We start from the raw sequence: 16579 nt of genomic DNA on the forward strand, positions 1-16579 counted from the left end.
TGTCGGCGAAAGGAAACTCTCCAGCTTCGACGAGATATACGCCATCGCCAAGGCGATCGAACCCCCTCGCCTGTCTCTGGCGATATAGCGCATGACGTGTTGCAGACCTAGTAAAGGGGAACCTCTCAGAGTCTTCCCGGAGGAAATGCGCTACGGCACTCTGCGGATACGACGGCAGGTGGTGCGCTACAAAGGACGCCTCCGGAAAGTACACGTCGGATACGCCCCGTTATCGTCGACTACGGCCGCGGTGCCGCACATACTCACACCAGGCCGAGCGACCGCAGTGCGCGGTGCTGACTTGGTGCTGACCTGACCGGCCAGAAGAGGTAGCAGACTCCGCCCGTACCGCTTCTGACCTTGCCGTTCGCGTCGTACCGTTTTGTCCGCAACCAGATGTTCTCCCACTCCCGGCGCGCGTAGACCCGGCGGACGGCCTCGTTGCTGGGGGAGGCGGGGTCGTTGGCGATCACGTCGCCGGTCTCGGTGAAGCCGATCACGGTCATCAGGTGGCCGGAGGTGCCGTAGCCGGCGCCGGTCAGTTCCTCCTTGTGGAAGGACTGTGACGTTATGGCCGGAATGCCCGCCCCGATCAGGGTCTCCAGCTCCGTGAGCGAGCGCAGCCGGGTCACCACCGCGTTCATGGCGGGGTAGGTGGCGGCGTAGGCCGCGTTGAAGGGCCAGTTGCCGCACCCCTCGTACTGGTGGTCGAAGGTGAAGCGGGCCGCGTGGCAGACCTGGGGGTCGGCGAAGTCCGGGTTCACCCAGGCGAGGTCCTCGGCGCTCGGGCGGCGGCCCCAGTACTCGACGATCATCTGCGAGGAGGTCGGGCTGCACCAGGCCTCGCCGCCGTTGTCGTACTCCGGGTACTGGCCGACGTGGGTGTTCTGCGAGTAGCGCGGGACGATCAGTTCGCGGGCCAGGCGGGGCGTCGAGGCGGGCACGGTGAAGCGGTCGGGGATGTCGGAGGCCATCGCACCCACCCGCCACACGGTGGGCGTGAGCCGGGTGCCGGGCGTCCGGTGGAGGGTGAGCCGCAGCTGGTACGCGGCCAGCCGGAGCCCGCTCGCGGGGTCGTCCACGGAGAAGGTGTCGGTCCAGATCGAGCTGCGGCCGTCGCCCTGGTCGTCGACGGAGGTGCGCCGGATGTCGCCGTCGCCGGACGCCCAGCGGCCCATCACGTACCAGGGCGTGGCGGTGGCGTCGCTGTAGGTGCCGCGCAGCTCGATCTGGATCCAGGTGCCCGGCGGCGTCGCCGCGTTCCAGGAGGCGATGACCTCGGTGGCGGGGACGGAGGAGGTGTGGACCGGGGAGGTCCAGGTCGCGTACTCCCAGGTGGAGGTCGTGCCGGTGTGCGGGTCGGCGTAGTCGGTGACACCGGCGGGCGTGCCGATCACCAGGCCGGGGCGGTGTGCGGCGACGAGCCGGGTGCCGGCGTGGGCGCCGGACCACCAGTCGGCCCAGGAGACCCAGAAGTGGTTGTCGACGAGCGCCGGTTCCGGTGCGTGGCGGCGGTCGTCCGCGACGGCGGCCGGCACGGTGGACGCCACGGCCGTTCCCGCGACGGCTGCGAGTGCGGCGGCGAGGACGGTTCTGCGCGGAGCGGAGTCGGTCATGAGCGGTGACGACCTCCAGTCGGAAGCGACGAATCGACAGCGGCGAAAAGTGAGCGACGAGGCGAGAGCGACGAATCGACAGCGGCGAAAAGTGAGCGACGAAGCGAGAGCGACGAGACGGAAGCAGCGAATCGGGAGCGGCGAACGACGGCGACGGACGGGAGAGCGTGCACCACTATCGCGGCTCCCGGAGCGCTTCGGCCAGCGATTCCGCACGCGTCGCCGGACCAATATTGGTCTCCACCACTGGCATCGCCGCGCCCCTGACCTGCGGTGCCTCCGTGCCCAATCGTTACGCTTGCCCCATGACCGACGCGACCGACCTCGACCGCGCCGCCGACGCGCTGCGCGCCCTGCCGCCCTCCTGCGGGCCGGTGCGGCTGATCGCGGTCGACGGTCACGCCGGCTCGGGCAAGTCGACCTTCGCCGCGCGCCTCGCCGACCGCCTCGACGCGCCCGTCCTCCACCTCGACGACCTCGCCAGCCACGAGGAGCTCTTCGCGTGGACCGAGCGGATGCGGGACCAGGTGATCCTGCCGCTCTCCCGGGGTGAGGTCGCGCGCTATCACCCGTACGACTGGATTCTGCGGACCTTCGGCGCACCCCGGGAGCTGCCCCCGGCTCCGGTCGTCCTGGTCGAGGGTGTCGGCGCCGGGCGGCGGGCGCTGCGCCCGTTCCTGGCGGCGCTGCTCTGGATGGAGCGGGGCCCCGAGGAGTCCTGGACGCGCGGCCGACACCGCGACGGACCAGCGCAGGAGGCGTTCTGGGACGAGTGGACGGTGGCGGAGACTCGCCACTTCTCCGCGGACCCTTCGCGGCCCTTCGCCGACACCCTGGTACGGGAGTGTCCAGAGGGATACGAATGGCTTCCTGGGCCCTCGGTGACAGCGAGCCCGAACCAGTTCATCACCGAGCGTGACAGCGCCCGCGCACCGAACTGAGTAGCCGAAAGTCGGCCTCCGCAAGTGCCTCAACTCCGCTTGACCCAGGGGGCGTACAGGTCTTACGTTCTCAATGTGCGGCTTTCCGAAGCCGCCGCGGACACGAAGCCCCCGGTTGTTCCCCCGTGATCGGGGGCTTCGTTCTGCCCTGATCATCCCTTTCTCCGAGCCGTCGACGACCTTGATGCTTACCCAGGGTTACGACCACCGGATCATGCGCTTCTCCTTCGTGGCGCCCCCTCTGCGCAGGTACGATGCCCTTCGGTGGGGTCAATTCCCGTCCGCGAGAAGGCGGTTCTGTACGGCTTCCGGCGGGCACCCGCCCGCCGGGACAGCAACGGGGGCACTTTTGTGGGGGACCCGATGGACATCGGCACGCAGGGCGGACCGGCCCCGGCCGAGCTCGCCTGGCTGCGGGGAGTCGACGCCTACACCATGGGCGCCTATCCGCAGGCGGAGGAGGAGTTCCGGACAGCGGTACGAATCGATCCCGGCATGGCGGACGCCTGGCTCGGGCTGCACGCGCTGCGGGTGGACACCACCACCGCGCTGCTGCGCATGTACCGCAACCGCGACCGGTTCGGCGAACAGCGCGCACGCCACCGCCGGACCCTGAACTCCTGGTACTGGCTGGGCTGGTGGGTCCAGCCCGTCCTGGAGAGCCCGCGCGACCTGCTCCTCGCGCACGCCTCGCACTGGCTCGACGGCCGCCATGTGCCCGAGCTGGACCGGGCGCTGGCCGGGCTGCCGCCGGTCGACACCGATCCGCAGGTCCGCTTCCTGCACGCCTGCCGGTCCTATCTGGTCAAGGACTGGGACCAGCTGGTCCGGCACACGGAGACCCTGGTCGACGATCCCCTGCTGGGGATCGAGGCCGGCCTCTTCGGCGGAATGGCCCGGGTCCGCCTGGAGATGTACGGCCAGGCGGAACCGCTGCTCTCCGCCGCCCTGATGCGCTGCCGCAGCGAACAGCCGCAGCGCAAGGAGCTGCGCTACTGGCTGGCCAGGGCCCACGAGGGCACGGGACGGAGCGCCGCCGCGCTCCCCCTCTACCGGGCGGTGCACCGGATCGACCCCGCGTTCATGGACACGGCCGCGAGGCTGGCGGCGATCACCGAGTACGACGGGTTCGAGGGCCCGGACGAGCCCGCGGGGCTCGCGGCCGTCTCGCTCGGCGGGGTCGGGCAGGACACCGCCGCCGCCGACGCGGCGCAGGCCGACGTCGACGGCCCCGCCCCCGACTCGCTGCGGCTCGGCACGGAGCCCCCGGCCCCGGCCCCGACCGTCCCCACCGGACCGCCCGAGCCCCCCGACGTCGTACGTCAGAAGGCGGCGGTCCCCGCGCAGCCCGCGCCACCCCGCTTCCCCGCCAGCCCCACCGACCCCGCCCTGCTCGCCGAGGCGCTCGCCGAGCTGGAGCGCATGGTCGGGATGGAGCCGGTGAAGCGGCAGGTCAAGGCGTTGTCGGCGCAGCTGGAGATGGCCCGGCTGCGCGCCGGGCAGGGCCTGCCCGTGCAGCCGCCGAAACGTCACTTTGTCTTCTCGGGCCCCTCGGGCACCGGGAAGACCACCGTCGCCCGCATCCTGGGCCGGGTCTTCTACGCGCTCGGGCTCCTCGGCGGCGACCATCTGGTCGAGGCCCAACGGGCGGACATGGTCGGCGAGTTCCTGGGCCAGACCGCCGTCAAGGCGAACGAGTTGATCGACTCGGCGATCGGCGGTGTCCTCTTCGTGGACGAGGCGTACTCGCTCTCCAACACCGGCTACAGCAAGGGCGACGCGTACGGCGACGAGGCGCTCCAGGTCCTCCTCAAGCGCGCCGAGGACAACCGGGACCACCTGGTGGTGATCCTGGCCGGCTACCCCGAGGGCATGGACCGGCTGCTCGCCACCAACCCCGGGCTCTCCTCGCGCTTCACGACCCGGGTCGACTTCCCCTCGTACCGCCCGCTCGAACTGACCGCCATCGGCGAGGTCCTCGCGGCGGCGAACGGGGACGGCTGGGACGAGGAGGCGCTGGACGAGCTGCGCTCGATCAGCGGACACGTCGTGGACCAGGGCTGGATCGACGAGCTGGGCAACGGCCGCTTCCTGCGCACGCTGTACGAGAAGTCCTGCGCGTACCGGGACCTGCGGCTCGCGGGCTATCCGGGCACGCCGACGCGGGAGGACCTGGCGACGCTGCGCCTCGCGGACCTGATGCAGGCGTACGGAGAGGTGCTGTCGGGGCGGCGGGGACCGCAGGAACCCGGGGGGCTCTGAGAGGTGGGTGGTCGCGGCCGCGCGTGCGTGACCGCAACCACCCACAGGGGCTCAGGCCGTCAGTACCTGTTCCGGCGTGCGGTGCGCCGGGTCCCTGACCTCGCCCACCAGCATCTCCAGGACGTCCTCCAGGGCGACCAGGCCGAGGATCCGGCCCGATCCGTCCGCCACCTGGGCGAGGTGGGTCGCCGCGCGGCGCATCACGGTGAGCGCGTCGTCGAGCGGCAGCTCGGCCCGGACCGTCGCCATGGGCCGCCAGATGTGCTGGGGCACGGCCCGCTCCCGTTCCTCCAGGTCCAGGACGTCCTTGACGTGCACGAACCCCATGAACGTCCCGCGGCCCTCGGCGCACACCGGGAAGCGTGAGTAGCCCGTGCGGACCGTGAGCTCCTCGATCTCCCGGGGTGTCACCGCCGGCGTGACCGTCACCAGCGCGGACGAAGCCATGAGAACGTCCATGACCGTACGGCTGCCCAGCTCCAGGGCGTCCCCGAGACGCTCCTGCTCGACCGGGTCGAGCAGGCCGGCCTGGCCGGCGTCCTGCACGAGCCGACCGAGCTGGGTGCTGGTGAAGACGGCCTCCACCTCGTCCTTCGGCTCGACACGGAAGGCCCGCAGCACCAGCCGGGCGCACGCGCCGAGCGCCCGGGTGACCGGGCGGCAGACGCGGGCGAAGCCGACCAGGGCCGGGCCGAGCCAGAGGGCGGTCCGTTCCGGCGCGGCCATCGCGAGGTTCTTCGGCACCATCTCGCCGATGACGAGGTGGAGGAAGACGACCGCGGCGAGCGCCACGACGTACCCCAGCGGATGGATGAGCCCGGCCGGCACGCCGACGGCGTGGAAGACCGGTTCGAGGAGGTGGGCCACGGTCGGCTCGGCGACCGCGCCCAGGGTCAGGGAGCAGACGGTGATGCCGAACTGCGCGGCCGCCATCATCTGCGGCAGGTTCTCCAGGCCGTACAGGACCTGGCGGGCCCGCTTGCCGCCCAGCGGCTCGATCTGACTGCGGCGTACGGAGACGAGCGCGAACTCGGCGCCGACGAAGAAGCCGTTGGCCACTACCAGCAGGAGGGCGAACAGCAGGTGGAGCAGGCTCATCGCACCGCCTCCGGCGCCGCGGGCACCTCGGCGGTCCGGACGATCCGTACCCGCTCGGCGCGGTAGCGGTCGACCTGGCGCACCAGGAGCCGCCAGCCGGGGAGTTCGGCCCGGTCACCGGGGGCCGGGATACGGCCGAGGAGGTCGGCGACCAGTCCGGCGACCGTCTCGTACGGCCCGTCGGGCACGTCGAGCCCTATCCGGTGCAGGGTGTGCACGCGGCAGGAGCCGTCGGCCTCCCAGGCGGGGTTGCCGTCCTCGGCGGCCACGGCGGCCAGCTCGGGCCGCGCGTCGGCGGCGGTGTCGTGTTCGTCGCGGACCTCGCCGACGAGCTCCTCGACGATGTCCTCCAGGGTGACGACCCCGGCCGTACCGCCGTACTCGTCGACGACCACGGCGATCGGCTGCTCGCGCCGCAGCCGCTCCAGGAGCGCCTGGGCGGGCAGTGTCTCGGGGACGAGCAGCGGCGGCACGGCGATCCGGCCGACGGGCGTGCGCAGCCGTTCGTGCGGCGGCACCGCGAGGGCGTCCTTGAGGTGGACCATGCCGATGATCTCGTCGATCCGCTCGCGGTAGACGGGGAAGCGTGAAAGCCCCGTCGCCCGGGTGAGGTTGAGGACGTCGGCCGCGGTGGCGTCCGACTGGAGGGCACTCACCTTCACCCGCGGGGTCATGGCCTGTTGGGCGGTGAGTCCGCCGAGGGTGAGGGTCCGTACGAAGAGGTCGGCGGTGTCCTGTTCGAGCGCGCCCGCCCGGGCCGAGTGCCGGGCCAGCGCGACCAGCTCGCCGGGGGTGCGGACGGAGTCGAGTTCGTCGGTGGGTTCGACGCCGAACAGCCGGACGAGCCGGTTGGCGACCCGGTTGAGCAGGGCGATGACCGGGCGGAAGAGGGAGGAGAAGAGGTGCTGCGGCCCGGCGACGAAGCGTGCCACCTGCAGCGGCCGGGAGACGGCCCAGTTCTTCGGGACGAGTTCACCGACCACCATCTGTACGGCGGAGGCGAGGAGCATCCCGATCGCGACCGCGATTCCGGAGACGGCGCCGTCGGGCAGGCCGGTCGCGGTGAGGGGTCCGTCGAGGAGCTGGGCGAGCGCGGGCTCGGCGAGCATGCCGACGACGAGGGAGGTGATCGTGATGCCGAGCTGGGTGCCGGAGAGCTGGAAGGACAGCTCGCCGAGCGCGGTGACGACGGTGCGCGCGCGCCGGTCGCCGGCGGCCGCGGCCCGTTCGGCCTCGGGGCGTTCCACGGTGACGAGGCCGAATTCGGCCGCCACGAAGAAGCCGTTGGCGAGGATCAGGAGGAAGGCTGCGGCGAGCAGCAGAAGAGGGATGATCATGCCGCCGCCTCCGTGGAGGGGGCGGCGCGGGTACTACCGGACGATCCGTCCATTGCTGGAGGGAGTCACTCCTCGGGTCGCAGGGTGCCTCGCGGGCCGCGGCAGCGGCCCTGCACATGCGAGGCGGTGGTGCCGCTCGGCACCACCGCCTCCAGAGTAATCACGCGGACCCTGCCCGGGGCAGGGGGTCGGCCCCGTATGGGGGATCCGGGTCAGTCCGCGTCCGGCCGGGTGCCGTGGCTCTCGGCCAGGGCCCGCAGGGCGCGGGCGTCCCGGATCGCCTGCTCCTTCGCGATGCCGGGCTGGATGCCGAGCGCGGGCATGCTGGTGCCGTCGCTGAGGTCGAGGAAGACCCAGGGGTCACCGGGGCGCAGGTTGACCTGGAGGATCTCCGCCCAGGCCAGTCGGCGGGTCCGGGTGATGTTGACGACGGTGACGCCTTCGTCGTCGGCGACGACCTTGGGGCGGCTCAGCATCACGAGGACGCCGAGGAAGAGCGCCGCGGTGAAGATGAAGCTGATCCGCTCCCCCGGGCTGAGCCGCTCCAGCATCAGCGTGACGGCCGTGATGACGGTGAACATCACCGTCCCGATCGTCAGCAGGACCGCGCGGGTGCGGCCCGGCCGGAAGGTGACCGGGAGGGCGGGCGTCGGGGCGTCGGACATCGGTGTTCCTCGTACGTCAGGTGCCGGGCGGTCGTCCGGCCGGGCGGTCGGTGCCGGGTCGCGGGCGGGCGGTGCCGGGCGTCAGAGACGGCAGGCGTGGATGGCCGTCGTCAGGATGGCGCGGGCACCCAGCTCGTACAGGTCGTCCATGATCCGCTGCGCGTCCTTGGCCGGGACCATGGCCCGGACGGCGACCCAGCCCTCGTTGTGCAGGGGCGAGACGGTCGGCGACTCCAGACCCGGGGTGAGGGCGACGGCCTGCTCCAGGTGCTCGGCGCGGCAGTCGTAGTCCATCATCACGTAGCTGCGGGCCACCAGGACGCCCTGGAGGCGGCGCAGGAAGGTCTGGACGCGGGCGTCCTCGGTGGAGGCGCCGGACTGCCGGATCACCACGGCCTCGGAGGTGAGGATCGGGTCGCCGATGACCTCCAGGCCGGCGTTGCGCAGGCTGGTGCCGGTCTCGACGACGTCCGCGATGACCTGGGCGACGCCGAGCTTGATGGCGGTCTCGACGGCGCCGTCGAGGTGGACGACGGAGGCGTCGATGCCCTGGTCCGCGAGGTGCTTGGCGACGATGCCCTCGTAGGAGGTGGCGATCGTCATGCCGTGGAAGTCCTCGGGGCCCTTCGCGGTGCCGGGCCGGGTGGCGTAGCGGAAGGTCGACCGGCCGAAGTTCAGCGGGAGGATCTCCTCGGCGTTGGCGCCGGAGTCGAGGAGCAGGTCACGGCCGGTGATGCCGATGTCCAGCTTGCCGGAGGCCACGTAGATGGCGATGTCCTTCGGCCGCAGGTAGAAGAACTCGACCTCGTTCTCGGGGTCGATGACCACGAGCTCCTTGGACTCCTTGCGCTGGCGGTAGCCGGCCTCATGGAGCATCGCCGACGCAGGTCCGGACAGTGAACCCTTGTTGGGGACGGCGATGCGCAGCATGGGGAGAGCTTCCTTTGCCTGGGGAGTCTTTTGGGGAGGGTGGGGTGATTCGTGCGCTCAGAGGTGGGCGTAGACGTCGTCGAGGGAGATCCCGCGCGCGACCATCATCACCTGGACGTGGTACAGCAGCTGCGAGATCTCCTCGGCGGCGGCTTCCTTGCCCTCGTACTCGGCGGCCATCCAGACCTCGGCGGCCTCCTCGACGACCTTCTTGCCGATGGCATGGACGCCCTTGTCCACCAGTTCCGCGGTGCGGGAGGTGGCCGGGTCGCCGTTCTCGGCCTTGAGCTTGAGCTCGGCGAAGAGCTCTTCGAAGGTTTTGTTCGCCATGATGGTCCTAAGAGTACGGGGTGTGAGTAGGCGGGCGCGCAGCGCCTCCGTCGAGGGGTGGTGGTCGGGAGACGGGCGGGAACTCAGCGCCAGGGTTCGCTGACCGTGCGCAGCGTCGTCGCGGTGGCGACGGCGGCGGTGACGGCCTCGTGGCCCTTGTCCTCGCTGGAACCTTCGAGGCCCGCCCGGTCCAGGGCCTGCTCCTCGTTGTCCACGGTCAGGACGCCGAATCCGACGGGTACGCCGGTGTCGATCGAGACCTGGGTGAGGCCGTGGGTGACGCCCTGGCACACGTACTCGAAGTGCGGCGTTCCGCCGCGGATGACGACGCCGAGCGCCACGATGGCATCGTAGCCGCGACCGGCGAGGACCTTCGCCACCACCGGCAGCTCGAAGCTCCCGGGGACGCGCAGCAGGGTCGGCTCGTCGATGCCGAGCTCGTGCAGGGCGCGCAGCGCGCCGTCGACGAGGCCGTCCATGATCTTCTCGTGCCACTGGGCCGCGATGACGGCCACCCGCAGGTCGCCGCAGTTCTTCACGCTGAGGACGGGTGCGCCCTTGCCGCTCATGTCTCTCCTTGCTCGGTACGGGGTGACGTGCTGGGGGTTACTGGTTCGCGCAGGTGGACGCGGTGCTCGCGTCCAGCCAGGGCAGGTCGTGGCCCATCCGGTCCCGCTTGGTGCGCAGGTAGCGGAGGTTGTGCTCGCCCGCCTGGACCGGCATGGGCTCGCGGCCCTCGACCGTGAGGCCGTGCGCGGTGAGGGCGTCGATCTTGTCGGGGTTGTTGGTCATCAGCCGGAGGCTGCGGACGCCGAGGTCGCCGAGGATCTGCGCGCCTGCCGCGTAGTCGCGGGCGTCGGCGGGCAGGCCCAGTTCCAGGTTGGCGTCGAGGGTGTCGCGGCCGCGCTCCTGGAGTTCGTACGCGCGCAGCTTGGACAGCAGGCCGATGCCGCGGCCCTCGTGGCCCCGGAGGTAGACCACGACGCCGCGGCCGGCCTCGGTGATGCGGTCCATGGAGGCCTGGAGCTGGGGGCCGCAGTCGCAGCGCAACGAGTGGAAGATGTCGCCGGTCAGGCACTCGGAGTGGACCCGGACGAGGACGTCCTCGCCGTCGCCGATCTCGCCGTGGACGAGGGCGACGTGCTCGACGCCGTCGACGATGGAGCGGTAGCCGTACGCGGTGAAGTCGCCATGGGCCGTCGGGAGCTGGACCTCGGCCTCGCGCCGGACGGTCGGCTCGGCGGAGCGGCGGTAGGCGACGAGGTCCTCGATCGAGATGATCGTGAGGCCGTGCTTGCGGGCGAACGGGACGAGCTCGGGCAGCCGCAGCATCACGCCGTCCTCGCCGGCGATCTCCACGATCGCGCCGGCCGGGCGCAGCCCCGCGAGGCGGGCGAGGTCGACGGCGGCCTCGGTGTGGCCGTTGCGGACCAGGACGCCGCCGGCCTTGGCGCGCAGCGGGAAGATGTGGCCGGGGCGGACGAAGTCGGACGGCTCGTGCGCGCCGCTCGCCAGCATCCGCAGGGTGGTGGCGCGGTCGGCGGCGGAGATGCCGGTGGTGACGCCGTGGGCGGGCGAGGCGTCGACGGAGACGGTGAACGCCGTCCGCATCGACTCGGTGTTGTGCTCGACCATCTGCGGGAGCTGGAGCCGCTCCAGCTCGTCGCTCTCCATGGGGGCGCAGATCAGTCCGCGGCACTCGCTCATCATGAAGGCGACGACCTCGGGGGTGGCCATCTCGGCGGCGATGACGAGGTCGCCCTCGTTCTCCCGGTCCTCGTCGTCGACCACGACGACGGGGCGACCGGCGGCGATGTCACGGATGGCCTGCTCGACGGGGTCGAGGGACAGGTCGGTGACCTCCCAGATCGGCAGCGCACTCATGCTGTGGCTCCTTCCAGAGCAGAAGCGGTACGCGTCCGGAGCCACCAGTCGCGCATGCCCCAGATGACGAGGGCGAAGTAGATGACGTAGACCAGGCCGGAGAAGGCGAGGCCGCTGCTGAAGGCGAGGGGGACGCCGACGAGGTCCACGAGGAGCCAGGCGAACCAGAACTCGACGAGGCCGCGGGCCTGGGCGATCATCGCGACGAGGGTGCCGACGAAGATGTACGCGTCGGCCCACGGGCTCCAGGAGAGCGAGGGGTAGAGCGTGAACAGGCCGCCGACCGCGAGGGTGCCGAGGACGGCGCCGGCCAGGAGGAAGCCGCGCTCCTTCCAGCTCGCGAAGCGGACGGCTATGGAGCCGTCCTGGGCCTGCTGCCGGCCGCGGTTCCACTGCCACCAGCCCCAGGCGGCGACGCCGATGACGAGGAGCTGCTTGCCGACGCCGCCGCTGAGGTGGGCGGAGGCGTAGGCGCCGACGAGGATCACGCCGGAGAGCAGCTGCGCGGGCCACGTGAGGATGGAGCGCCGCCAGCCGAGCGCGAGGGCGATCAGACCGATCGTGTTGCCGATCATGTCGGACCACATGATGTGCTGGTCGAGGACGGTGAACGCCTCGGAGTTGAGCCAGTTCACTTGACGTTCCCCTTCGGCGTAGGGCCGAGCAGCCGCTCGACGTACTTGGCGATGACGTCCACTTCGAGGTTGACCGGGTCGCCGCTCTGCTTGATGCCGAGGGTGGTCAGCGCGAGCGTGGTCGGGATGAGGCTGATGGTGAACCAGTCGTCGGCGGCCTCGACGACGGTGAGGCTGACGCCGTCGACCGTGATCGAGCCCTTCTCGACGACGTACCGGGAGAGGTGCGCGGGGAGGGCGACCTTGACGATCTCCCAGTTCTCGGAGGGCGTCCGGTCGAGGATCGAGCCCGTGCCGTCGACGTGGCCCTGGACGATGTGTCCGCCGAGGCGCTCGCCGACCGCCATGGGCCGCTCCAGGTTGACGCGGGAGCCGACGTCGAGCGCGCCGAGGGAGGAGCGCTTCAGGGTCTCGGCCATCACGTCGGCGGTGAACTCTCCGTCGCCGTGCTCCACGACCGTGAGACAGACACCGTTGACGGCGATGGAGTCGCCGTGCTTGGCGCCCTCCGTGACCAGGGGACCGCGCAGGCGGAAGCGGGAGGCGTCGGCCAGCTTCTCGACGGCGGTGACCTCGCCCAGTTCTTCGACGATTCCGGTGAACACGGTCAGGCTCCCTTGAGGGTCGCGGTGATGCGGAGATCGGATCCGATACGCACGGTCTCGGTGACGTCGAGCCGCAACGCGTCGGTGATGGTGGTGATTCCGGCGTCGGCGAGGGCGTTCGGGCCCGCGCCGAGGAGGACGGGGGCGAGATAGCCGACGACCTGGTCGACGGCGCCCGCGCGGACGAAGGCACCGGCCAGGGTCGGCCCGCCTTCGAGGAGGACGGAGCGGACGCCCTGCTGGTGGAGCGAGGCGAGGAGCGCGGCGATGTCGAGGCCGCCGCCGGGGGCGCGCGGGAGCCGCCAGGTCTCGGGGAGGTGGACGGTCTCCTCGGGAATGAGGTCCTCGGCCACGGCGATCACGGTGCGGGCCGCGTCGTCCAGGACCCGGGCCCCCGGCTTCACGGCGCTCGCGTCGCTGTCGACGACGACCCGCAGCGGCTGGACGGCGCCCTCGACGCCGCGTACGGCGAGGTGGGGGTCGTCGGCGCGGGCGGTGCCGGAGCCGACGACGACGGCGTCGGCCTCGGCGCGCAGCCGGTGGACGTCGGCGCGGGACTCGGCGGAGGTGATCCAGCGGGAGGTGCCGTCGGCGGCGGCGATCCGGCCGTCGAGGGTGGCGGCGTACTTCCAGCGGACGAAGGGGCGGCCGAGGCGTACGGAGGTGAGCCAGGCGATGTTGCCCGCCTCGGCCTCGTCCGCGAGCAGCCCGCCGAGCACTTCGATCCCGGCCGCGCGCAGGGTCTGCGCACCGCCCGTGGCCTGCGGGTTCGGGTCGCCGACCGCGTACACGACGCGGCGGACCCCGGCCTCGACCAGCGCCTGGGCGCAGGGGCCGGTGCGACCGGTGTGGTTGCAGGGTTCGAGGGTGACGTAGGCGGTGGCGCCGCGGGCGAGGTCGCCGGCCGCGCGCAGGGCGTGGATCTCGGCGTGGGGTCCGCCGGCGCGCTGGTGGAAGCCCTCGCCGACGGTCTGTCCGGAGGCGTCGAGGAGGACGCAGCCGACGACCGGGTTGGGGCTCGTGGAGCCGAGGCCGCGGGCGGCGAGCGCGACGGCGCGTCGCATGGCGGTGATGTCGGCCTGGTCTGCCACCGGGTCCTCCTGCCTCTTCGGGCACGGACTCCGGGGCCTGTCGATGACGACAGAGAGCGGGTACGACGCTTCGCGCAGGGATGCCGAGGCCGGACACACCGGTCGCCGACGAGGGCGACCAGCGGCGATACGGCCGACAGCGCCCCCTGAAGGGTCGCCCGCCGCGCACTGCCTCCCATCCGGACTTTCACCGTCGGTCCAGGAATTTCACCTGGTCAACCGGCCGCTGGCTGCGGACGGGTCGCGGACTATACCGCCGGTTCGGAATTACACCGACCCCGGAGTGCGCTGCTGCTGATACAGGGCCAGTGTGCCACGGCCGGTCGTCGGCCATGCGGGCGATGCCCTGTGGGCTGGCTCACAAGTCATCCGCCGCCCATTCCCTGGTCCAGACCTATTGACGCACTGGTCTAGTCCTCTTAATCTCCGTGTCACCTCCGAGGTACGGCCCGCCGGTGTGCGCACTCCACGGGCCCAACACGACCCACCCGTTTGTTCGTTGTGTTTATCAACCTCCCTTGGAGGAACCGATCGTGTTGTCCCCCACGAAGACGAGGGTCTCGCTGCTCGCGTCCGGCGCGGCCGTCGCCGGGCTCCTGCTCAGCTCCCTCGCCGGCGGCGTCTCGCACGCGGCCGACAACGAGAGCTGTCGCCCGGACGGGCTGTACAAGACCCCCGGCGTCGACGTCCCGTACTGCTCGGTCTACGACACCGAGGGCCGCGAGAAGATGGGCGCGGACCACCAGCGCCGCGTCATCGGCTACTTCACCGGCTGGCGCACCGGCAAGAACGGCGAGCCCGCCTACCTCGCCAACAACATTCCGTGGGACAAGATCACCCACATCAACTACGCCTTCGGACACGTCGGTTCCGACAACAAACTGTCGGTCGGCGCGGACGGGCCGAACAACGCGGCCACCGGGATGACCTGGCCCGGAGTCGCCGGCGCGGAGATGGACCCGGGCTTCGCCTACAAGGGCCACTTCAACCTGCTGAACAAGTTCAAGAAGCAGCACCCGGACGTCAAGACGCTGATCTCGGTCGGCGGCTGGGCGGAGACCGGCGGCTACTTCGACGACAACGGCACCCGGGTGAACTCCGGCGGCTTCTACGCGATGGCCACCAACGCCGACGGTTCGGTCAACCAGGCCGGGATCAACACGTTCGCGGACTCGGCCGTCGCCTTCATCAAGAAGTACGGCTTCAACGGCGTCGACATCGACTACGAGTACCCGACGACGATGAAGGACGCGGGCAATCCGCTCGACTGGCAGCTTGCCAACGCCCGCCGCGCGGGCCTGGTCAAGGGCTACGACGCGCTGATGAAGACCCTGCGCGAGAAGCTCGACCGGGCCGGCGCCGCCGACGGCAAGCACTACCTGCTGACCGTCGCCGCGCCCTCCTCCGGCTACCTGCTGCGCGGCATGGAGACCTTCCAGATGCAGAAGTATCTGGACTACGTCAACATCATGTCCTACGACCTGCACGGCGCCTGGAACGAGTACGTCGGCCCGAACGCCTCGCTCTTCGACGACGGCAAGGACGGCGAACTGGCCGCCGCGGGCGTCTACGGCTCCTCCCAGTACGGCGGTGTCGGGTACCTCAACACCGACTGGGCGTACCACTACTTCCGCGGCTCGATGCCGGCCGGCCGGATCAACATCGGCCTGCCGTACTACACCCGCGGCCACAAGAACGTGCAGGGCGGCACCGACGGCCTGTGGGGCAAGGCCACCGCGACCACCTGCCCGGCCGGCGCCGGTCTGACCAAGTGCGGTGACGGCGCCGTCGGCATCGACAACCTGTGGCACGACAAGGACACCAACGGCGCCGAGTCGCCCGCGGGCTCCAACCCGATGTGGCACGCCAAGAACCTGGAGAAGGGGATCGTCGGCGACTACGTCACGCGGTACGGCTTCCCCGCGAACACCACGCTGACCGGCACCTACGCCCGCAAGTACGACTCGACCCTGGTCGCGCCGTGGCTGTGGAACGCGCAGAAGAAGGTCTTCCTGTCCACCGAGGACGAGCAGTCGGTGGCGGCCAAGGCCGACTACGTGGTCAGCAAGGGCATCGGCGGCACGATGGTCTGGGAGATGGCCGGCGACTACGACTGGAACGCCGCCAAGGGTCAGTACGAGATGGGTGACACGCTCACCTCGCTGATGTACGACAAGTTCAAGGCGGCCACCCCGTACGGGTCGAAGAAGTCCAACGCCACGCTGCCGACGCGGGCCGTGGACATCAAGACGGAGTTCACCGAGTTCAAGCTGGGCGACTCCAACTACCCGATCACGCCCAAGCTGAAGATCACCAACAACACGGCCACCACGCTCCCGGGCGGCACGGAGTTCCAGTTCGACTACGCGACCGCGGCTCCGGGCAACGCCTCCGACCAGTCCGGCTTCGGTACGAAGGTGATCAGCAGCGACCACACCGGAACCAACGTGGGCGGCCTGAAGGGCGACTTCCACCGGGTCTCGCTGAAGCTCCCGGCCTGGCAGACTCTGGCCCCCGGCGCCTCGGTGGACCTGGCGTTCAACTACTACCTGCCGGTGTCCACGCCGTCGAACTGGACGGTGAACATCAGCGGTACGACCTACGCGCTCGCCGGTGACCTGGCGCGCGGGACGACGGTGGTGGAGCCGGGCGGCTCGACCCCGACGCCCACGCCGACGGGCCCCACTCCCACCCCGACCCCGACCCCGACGGGCCCGACCCCGACGCCGACCGGTGGCACCTGCACCGCCCCGGCGTACGTGGCCGGCACGGTCTACAACGCGGGCAACGAGGTTTCCCACAAGGGGCGCAAGTGGAAGGCCCAGTGGTGGACCCAGAACGAGGAGCCGGGCACGACCGGCGAATGGGGCGTCTGGAAGGACCTCGGCGCCTGCTGAGGCCCCCGATGCCCTGACCTCCACGAAATCGCCCGGCGGCGGAACTCACGGCCCTTGCCGTCGCCGGGTCCTGCCCCGCCTTCGACGCGGTCCGCACGTGCGGGCCGCGTCGAAGGCGTTCACCGTGGAGACATGACCACCTTCCTGGTGACCGGAGGTACGGGCACGCCCGCCGAGCCGAGAAGACGCGACAGCCCTAGGGTCTTTCGTTTGGATCAGGCCGGATCAGGGAGCGGGGTCTGGTGCCGTGGATCGCAAGGCGGAGGAGGGCGCCATGGCGGAGCCATG

14 protein-coding genes and 1 riboswitch are annotated in these 16579 nt (G+C 71.0%); of the genes, 3 read left to right on the plus strand and 11 right to left on the minus strand.

Annotated elements, in window-relative coordinates; all coding sequences use genetic code 11:
* Positions 1–263: 263 nt before the first annotated feature.
* Positions 264–1616, minus strand: a complete 1353-nt coding sequence (locus ACWF79_RS30950) for a peptidase C39 family protein (RefSeq protein WP_453731487.1) — start codon at positions 1614–1616, stop codon at positions 264–266.
* Between the two features lie 305 nt (positions 1617–1921).
* On the opposite strand from ACWF79_RS30950, the gene ACWF79_RS30955 reads away from it, so the two are divergent.
* Positions 1922–2557: a uridine kinase family protein gene (locus ACWF79_RS30955; RefSeq protein ID WP_453731488.1), complete on the plus strand. Its 636-nt coding sequence runs from the start codon at positions 1922–1924 to the stop codon at positions 2555–2557.
* Between the two features lie 363 nt (positions 2558–2920).
* Entirely contained in the window at positions 2921–4819 is a 1899-nt protein-coding gene (locus tag ACWF79_RS30960; RefSeq protein ID WP_453731497.1) for an AAA family ATPase, read from the plus strand.
* Positions 4820–4870: 51 nt separating this feature from the next.
* Here the strand turns inward: ACWF79_RS30960 and ACWF79_RS30965 are convergent, their stop codons facing one another.
* The 10 genes from ACWF79_RS30965 to ribD all read right to left on the minus strand — a co-directional run bounded on the left by ACWF79_RS30965 (position 4871) and on the right by ribD (position 13394).
* A complete protein-coding gene (locus ACWF79_RS30965) occupies positions 4871–5917 on the minus strand; it encodes a hemolysin family protein (RefSeq protein ID WP_453731489.1) in 1047 nt (348 codons plus the stop codon).
* Entirely contained in the window at positions 5914–7254 is a 1341-nt protein-coding gene (locus tag ACWF79_RS30970; protein ID WP_453731490.1) for a hemolysin family protein, read from the minus strand. The genes ACWF79_RS30965 and ACWF79_RS30970 overlap by 4 nt, the downstream gene beginning before the upstream one ends.
* A 212-nt stretch (positions 7255–7466) precedes the next feature.
* Complete coding sequence (locus ACWF79_RS30975) at positions 7467–7919, minus strand: PH domain-containing protein (RefSeq protein ID WP_453731491.1); 453 nt, start codon at positions 7917–7919, stop codon at positions 7467–7469.
* Positions 7920–8000: 81 nt separating this feature from the next.
* A complete protein-coding gene (gene hisG, locus ACWF79_RS30980) occupies positions 8001–8849 on the minus strand; it encodes an ATP phosphoribosyltransferase (protein ID WP_453731492.1) in 849 nt (282 codons plus the stop codon).
* Between the two features lie 57 nt (positions 8850–8906).
* A complete protein-coding gene (locus ACWF79_RS30985; protein ID WP_053643769.1) occupies positions 8907–9179 on the minus strand; it encodes a phosphoribosyl-ATP diphosphatase in 273 nt (90 codons plus the stop codon).
* Between the two features lie 83 nt (positions 9180–9262).
* Complete coding sequence (gene ribH / locus ACWF79_RS30990; RefSeq protein WP_215071932.1) at positions 9263–9748, minus strand: 6,7-dimethyl-8-ribityllumazine synthase; 486 nt, start codon at positions 9746–9748, stop codon at positions 9263–9265.
* Positions 9749–9785: 37 nt separating this feature from the next.
* Complete coding sequence (locus tag ACWF79_RS30995; RefSeq protein WP_453731493.1) at positions 9786–11063, minus strand: bifunctional 3,4-dihydroxy-2-butanone-4-phosphate synthase/GTP cyclohydrolase II; 1278 nt, start codon at positions 11061–11063, stop codon at positions 9786–9788.
* Positions 11060–11650, minus strand: a complete 591-nt coding sequence (locus tag ACWF79_RS31000; RefSeq protein ID WP_453731498.1) for a nicotinamide mononucleotide transporter family protein — start codon at positions 11648–11650, stop codon at positions 11060–11062. The genes ACWF79_RS30995 and ACWF79_RS31000 overlap by 4 nt, the downstream gene beginning before the upstream one ends.
* 44 nt (positions 11651–11694) lie before the next feature.
* Positions 11695–12303 carry a riboflavin synthase gene (locus ACWF79_RS31005; RefSeq protein WP_453731494.1) on the minus strand — a complete coding sequence of 203 codons (609 nt, stop codon included), beginning with the start codon at positions 12301–12303 and terminating at the stop codon, positions 11695–11697.
* 2 nt (positions 12304–12305) lie between these two features.
* Positions 12306–13394: a bifunctional diaminohydroxyphosphoribosylaminopyrimidine deaminase/5-amino-6-(5-phosphoribosylamino)uracil reductase RibD gene (gene ribD / locus ACWF79_RS31010; RefSeq protein ID WP_453731495.1), complete on the minus strand. Its 1089-nt coding sequence runs from the start codon at positions 13392–13394 to the stop codon at positions 12306–12308.
* 161 nt (positions 13395–13555) lie between these two features.
* Positions 13556–13685: riboswitch (FMN riboswitch) on the minus strand.
* 242 nt (positions 13686–13927) lie between these two features.
* Between ribD and ACWF79_RS31015 the strand changes: the two genes are divergently transcribed.
* A complete protein-coding gene (locus ACWF79_RS31015) occupies positions 13928–16291 on the plus strand; it encodes a chitinase C-terminal domain-containing protein (RefSeq protein WP_453731496.1) in 2364 nt (787 codons plus the stop codon).
* Positions 16292–16579: the final 288 nt, after the last annotated feature.

Source organism: Streptomyces sp. NPDC054975 (assembly GCF_053609105.1).

Excerpts from the sequence above, each read along its gene's own strand:
- ACWF79_RS30975 (WP_453731491.1), bottom strand. The coding sequence starts at position 7,919 with ATGTCCGACGCCCCGACGCCCGCCCTCCCGGTCACCTTCCGGCCGGGC.
- hisG (WP_453731492.1), bottom strand. The coding sequence starts at position 8,849 with ATGCTGCGCATCGCCGTCCCCAACAAGGGTTCACTGTCCGGACCTGCG.
- ACWF79_RS31000 (WP_453731498.1), bottom strand. The coding sequence starts at position 11,650 with ATGTGGTCCGACATGATCGGCAACACGATCGGTCTGATCGCCCTCGCG.
- ACWF79_RS30970 (WP_453731490.1), bottom strand. The coding sequence starts at position 7,254 with ATGATCATCCCTCTTCTGCTGCTCGCCGCAGCCTTCCTCCTGATCCTC.
- ACWF79_RS30965 (WP_453731489.1), bottom strand. The coding sequence starts at position 5,917 with ATGAGCCTGCTCCACCTGCTGTTCGCCCTCCTGCTGGTAGTGGCCAAC.
- ACWF79_RS30985 (WP_053643769.1), bottom strand. The coding sequence starts at position 9,179 with ATGGCGAACAAAACCTTCGAAGAGCTCTTCGCCGAGCTCAAGCTCAAG.
- ACWF79_RS30960 (WP_453731497.1), top strand. The coding sequence starts at position 2,921 with ATGGACATCGGCACGCAGGGCGGACCGGCCCCGGCCGAGCTCGCCTGG.
- ACWF79_RS30995 (WP_453731493.1), bottom strand. The coding sequence starts at position 11,063 with ATGAGTGCGCTGCCGATCTGGGAGGTCACCGACCTGTCCCTCGACCCC.
- ribH (WP_215071932.1), bottom strand. The coding sequence starts at position 9,748 with ATGAGCGGCAAGGGCGCACCCGTCCTCAGCGTGAAGAACTGCGGCGAC.
- ACWF79_RS30955 (WP_453731488.1), top strand. The coding sequence starts at position 1,922 with ATGACCGACGCGACCGACCTCGACCGCGCCGCCGACGCGCTGCGCGCC.
- ACWF79_RS30950 (WP_453731487.1), bottom strand. The coding sequence starts at position 1,616 with ATGACCGACTCCGCTCCGCGCAGAACCGTCCTCGCCGCCGCACTCGCA.